Source organism: Thioalkalivibrio sp. ALR17-21 (assembly GCF_000420185.1).
Taxonomy (GTDB): Bacteria; Pseudomonadota; Gammaproteobacteria; order Ectothiorhodospirales; family Ectothiorhodospiraceae; genus Thioalkalivibrio; species Thioalkalivibrio halophilus.
On record NZ_ATUL01000049.1, the window covers coordinates 1 to 5,186 of the forward strand.

At 70.7% G+C, this 5,186-nt stretch carries 3 protein-coding genes and 1 tRNA gene; 2 read left to right on the top strand and 2 right to left on the bottom strand.

The window, feature by feature from the left end; genetic code table 11:
* Positions 1-143: 143 nt before the first annotated feature.
* Together G020_RS0114345 and pdxH are read right to left on the bottom strand one after the other, a co-directional pair.
* Positions 144-233 (bottom strand) — tRNA-Ser (locus G020_RS0114345).
* A 157-nt stretch (positions 234-390) separates the two neighbouring features.
* A complete protein-coding gene (pdxH, locus tag G020_RS0114350) occupies positions 391-1,035 on the bottom strand; it encodes a pyridoxamine 5'-phosphate oxidase (protein WP_024330075.1) in 645 nt (214 codons plus the stop codon).
* A 151-nt stretch (positions 1,036-1,186) separates the two neighbouring features.
* On the opposite strand from pdxH, the gene G020_RS0114355 reads away from it, so the two are divergent.
* On the top strand, positions 1,187-2,776 hold the full coding sequence (locus G020_RS0114355) for a glutamate synthase-related protein (protein WP_024330076.1): 1,590 nt from the start codon (positions 1,187-1,189) through the stop codon (positions 2,774-2,776).
* 101 nt (positions 2,777-2,877) lie between these two features.
* The gene (locus tag G020_RS0114360) at positions 2,878-5,163 is read left to right on the top strand and encodes a YgiQ family radical SAM protein (protein ID WP_024330077.1); all 2,286 of its coding nucleotides are present in this window, start codon (positions 2,878-2,880) and stop codon (positions 5,161-5,163) included.
* Positions 5,164-5,186 lie beyond the last annotated feature (23 nt).

Genomic DNA, 5,186 nt, shown 5'->3' on the forward strand with positions numbered 1-5,186 from the left:
GGCGCAGGGGTTGGCCGGACGGGGAATCGGCCGGAGGGCCGGCCTCCTGCGGGCATGTTCACGGGCGCCTGCGGGGGGGATGCGCATAGAAAAGGGGCCGCTCGGGCCCCTTTTTCGCGTGCAAGCACGCTCCTGCGGAATTCTGGCGGAGAGGGAGGGATTCGAACCCTCGGTACGCTCGCGCGTACAACGGTTTTCGAGACCGCCCCGTTCGACCACTCCGGCACCTCTCCGTGCTCCGGCCCGGTCGGTTGTTGCGACCGTCGCCAGTAGCGCTGCGCATCCTAGCAGATTCTGAGGCGGGGGCGGTAGGGTTGCCGTGGATAATCGGCGAGGCAACCCGGCTCCGGCATGCGGGCCGCCCGCATGGCGCGCTTCAGGAGCACCGGTTCAGGGCATCAGGCGGGTGATTTCCCAGTGTTCGCCGTTGTGATGGTAGGTGAAGCGGTCGTGCAGGCGACTGGCGCGGCCCTGCCAGAATTCGAAGAGCTCGGGCGCGAGGCGGTAGCCGATCCAGGCCGGGTCGCGGGGGACGTTGCCGTCGGGGTACTGCTGTTCCAGGTCCTTCACGCGCTGCTCCAGGGTGGCGCGGTCATCCACCGGCTGGCTCTGCAGGGAGGCGGCGGCGGCCAGCCGGCTGCCGCCGGGCCGCTGGCTGAAGTAGTCGTCCGCGAGCTCGGCGGGCAGGGCGCTGACGCTGCCCTCGACGCGGATCTGGCGTTCGGTCTCGGGCCAGTAGAACAGTAGCGCGGCGCGGGGGTTCTCGGCGAGGTCGCGGCCCTTGTGGCTGCGCGAGTCGGTGTACCAGCAAAGGCCTTCGCCCTCGAAGTGCTTGAAGAGGACGATGCGCGCCGAGGGCTGGCCGTCGGCGTCGGCGGTGGCCAGGGTCATGGCGGTGGGATCGGGGTTGCCGGCCTCGCGCGCTTCTGCCAGCCAGCGGGCCAGCAGCTGTGCGGGCTCCGGGGTCAGGTCGCTGCGGCGCAGCTCGGCGCGGGTGTAGTCGCGGCGGGTGTGGCGGTGGTCGACCTGATTCATGCGGGGCTCCCGGGGGCAGATGGCACGATCCCTCATGATACGCCCGCGGGTGTCATCGCGCCCAGACGGGGCGGCCGGGTCGGGCGGTTTGCGCCGGGGTGCGGGTTTGTGGGTTCATGTCGGGTGAGACGGCACCCGACAGGAGGACACGATGAGCCGACCCGTGATTGCGGCACTGGAACCGCGTGGCGTGGAGCTGGAGAAGGGGGAGGAGTACTACTTCTGCCGCTGCGGGCGTTCGGCGAACCAGCCGTTCTGTGACGGTTCCCACGCGGGGACGGGCCTGGGCCCGCTGGCGTTTACCGCGCAGGAGGATGGCGAGGCGTTCCTCTGCCAGTGCAAGCAGTCGGGCAATCTGCCCTATTGTGATGGCACGCACGCCGGACTGGACGCGCAGGTCGGGGAGGCGCCGGAACCCGCGTCGGAGCCGGGCGGGAATGCCGGGAACGATGCGGGCGACGGGGCCGGCGGGTCCGACGCACCGCCCGACCCGCGCGCGACCGCGACCGAGCCGCATGTCGAGTTCATCCATGCCCTGGCGCGCGACGGCCTGGAAGGGCTGGGTGCGCACGGGCCCACGGTGGCGATGGGCGTGCCGCGCGACGAGCTGCCGAGCTGGGATGCGCTGCAGCTGCTGGCGGCCCAGCTGTCCAGTCGGCCGCTGGAGGCCGGCGCCGAGGTGGCCGCCGAGCTGGTGATCGGGCCGCAGGCGCAGCGGCCGCTGCGGCTGTCCATGCCCTGGCTGGTGACCGACATGAGCTACGGGTCGCTGTCGCGCGAGGCGCGGATGGCGCTGGCGCGGGGCGCGGAGCAGGCCGGTACCGGGGTATGTTCCGGCGAGGGCGGGATGCTGCCGGAGGAGACGGAGGTGGCGTCGCGCTATCTGTTCGAGCTGGGGCCGGCGCATTTCGGTTACGACGATTCCGTGCCCGAACGCGTGCAGGCCTTCCATTTCAAGGCGGGGCAGGCGGCCAAGACCGGCGTGGGCGGCGTGCTGCCCGGGTGCAAGGTTTCCGACGAGATCGCGCAGGCACGCGGGATCGAGGCCGGACGGGACGCGGTGTCGCCACCCGCCGATCCGGGGCTGCGCACGCCGGAGGATTTCCGTCGCTTCGCTGATGATGTGCGGCAGCGCTCCGGGGGGATCCCTGTGGGTTTCAAGCTGGCCGCGCATCACATCGAGGCGGACATCGATTTTGCTCTGGATGCGGGTGCCGACTACATCATCCTGGATGGCCGTGGAGGCGGCACCGGGGCCGCGCCGGCGCTGTTGCGTGACCACATGGGGGTGCCGACCATCCCGGCGCTGGCGCGCGCACGCCGGCACATGGATGCCACCGGGGCCTCGGGCCGCGTGACGCTGCTGGTGACCGGCGGGCTGCGCACCCCGGCGGATTGGATCAAGGCGCTGGCGCTGGGCGCCGACGGGGTGGCCCTGGGTAACGCCGCGCTGCAGGCGATCGGCTGCGTGGGTGCACGCATCTGCCACACCAATCGGTGCCCGACCGGCGTGGCCACCCAGGACCCGCAGCTGCGTGCGCGCCTGGACGTGGAGACCGGGGCGGCGCGTCTGGGCCGGTTCCTGACCGACGCCACGGAGCTGGCGCGCGTCCTGGCGCGGGCTTGCGGCCATGCGCGGCTGGAGGATTTCGGCCCCAATGACCTGTCCACCTTCGATCGCGACCTGGCCCGTCTGGCCGGGGTGCAGTACGCCGGCGTGCGCGACGCACGGCACGTGTGAAGCCCCTGCCGCGCGCGGGTCCGGTTGAAGCCCGGGCCGCGCGCGCGTGTAATACGCGATTACCCGATCGCAGTGCTCCGGAATCCCCGGAACGAGGCCGCATGTCCGCATCCGTACCCGTTATCGCCGACGAGACCGTACCCGGTCTGTTCGACCGCCGTCCGTACTGGGCCAAACGCTTCGGCACGGCGCCGTTCCTGCCGACCACGCGCGAGGAGATGGACCAGCTCGGCTGGGATTCCTGCGACATCGTGCTGATCACCGGGGATGCCTACGTCGACCATCCCAGCTTCGGCATGGCCATCATCGGCCGGCTGCTGGAGGCGCAGGGCTTTCGCGTCGGCATCATCGCCCAGCCCGACTGGACCTCGGCCGAGGCGTTCCGCGCGCTGGGGCGGCCGAACCTGTTCTTCGGCGTGACCGCCGGGAACATGGACTCGATGGTCAACCACTACACCGCGGAGCGGAAGAAGCGCTCCAACGACGCCTATACACCCGGCGACGTGCACGGCAGGCGCCCGGATCGCGCGGTGATCGTGTACAGCCAGCGGGTGCGCGAGGCCTTCCGCGACGTGCCGGTGGTGATCGGCGGGATCGAGGCGAGCCTGCGGCGCATCGCCCATTACGACTACTGGCAGGACAAGGTGCGCCGCTCGGTGCTGCTGGATTCGCGCGCGGACATCCTGCTGTTCGGCAACGCCGAGCGCGCACTGGTGGAGCTGGCGCATCGCGTGGCCGGGGGCGAGCATCCGCGCGAGATCAACGATCTGCGCGGCACCGCGTTCCTGCGCGACCGAGTGCCGGGCGATCACGTGGTGCTGGATTCCTCCGAGGTGGATACCCCGGGGCCGGTGGACGCGAACCCGGATCCCTATGCGGAGACCTCGGCGCAGGCCTGTGCGAGCGGGCAGGAATCGGGCACGGGATCCGGGGGCGATGCCGAAGCGCAGGTGGTGCGCTTCCACCGCGAGATCCCGAAGGGCACGCCGCGCAGCCGCACGGTGATCCGCCTGCCGGCCTTCGAGCAGGTGAAGGGCGACGCGGTGCTGTACGCCCATGCCTCGCGGGTGATGCACCTGGAGACCAACCCGGGCAACGCGCGGGCGCTGGTGCAGCGCCACGGCGACAAGGAGCTGTGGCTCAACCCGCCGCCGGTGCCGCTGTCGACCCCGGAGATGGACGCGGTGTTCGATCTGCCCTACGCGCGCGCCCCGCATCCGTCCTACGGCGATGCGCGCATCCCGGCCTGGGAGATGATCCGCTTCTCGGTGAACATCATGCGCGGCTGCTTTGGCGGCTGCACCTTCTGTTCCATCACCGAGCACGAGGGACGCATCATCCAGAGCCGCTCGGAGGACAGCATCCTGCGCGAGATCGAGGAGATGCGCGATCGCGTGGAGGGCTTTACCGGGGTGGTCTCGGATCTGGGCGGGCCCACCGCGAACATGTACCGCCTGGCATGCAAGGATCCGGAGATCGAGAAGAACTGCCGGCGCCTGTCCTGCGTGTATCCCGGGATCTGCTCCAATCTGAACACCGACCACGCCCCGCTGATCCGCCTGTATCGCAAGGCGCGCGAGCTGCCGGGGGTGAAGAAGGTGCTGATCGCCTCGGGCCTGCGCTACGACCTGGCGATCGAGTCGCCGGAATACGTGAAGGAGCTGGTGACGCACCATGTCGGCGGGTATCTGAAGATCGCCCCGGAGCACACCGAGGAGGGCCCGCTCGGTCACATGATGAAGCCGGGGATGGGTACCTACGACCGCTTCAAGGCGATGTTCGATAAGTATTCGAAGGCGGCGGGCAAGGAGCAGTACCTGATCCCGTATTTCATTGCCGCGCATCCGGGCACTACCGACGAGGACATGCTGAACCTCGCGCTGTGGCTCAAGCGCAATGGCTTCCGCGCCGACCAGGTGCAAGCCTTCCTGCCCAGTCCCATGGCCCTGGCCACCGCGATGTGGCACACCGGGCGCAACCCGCTGCGGGGCGTGCGGCGCAGGGCGGATTCGCGGCTTTCCGTGGCCCGCGGGGCGCGGGTGCGGCGGCTGCACAAGGCGTTCCTGCGCTATCACGACCCGGATAACTGGCCACTGCTGCGCGATGCGCTGAAGCGCATGGGCCGGCGCGACCTGATCGGCAACGGCAAGCATCACCTGATCCCCACCTGGCAGCCGGCGGGTACCGGGGGCAAGGGAGGCAGCAAGGGCGGCGGGGCGCGACCGGCCGCCGGCGGTCGCGTGACCCGCGGCGGCAAGGCGCTCCGCCAGCGCGGCGGCGAGGTGCGTACCCAGCACCTGGGCGTGGAGAAGGCCGCCCGGCCGGCCCCGACCGGCCGCAAGCCGGGCCGCAAGGGCGGCCCGAAGAAGGGGCCGGGCAAACGGTAGGAGGCCGGCCCTCCGGCCGATGG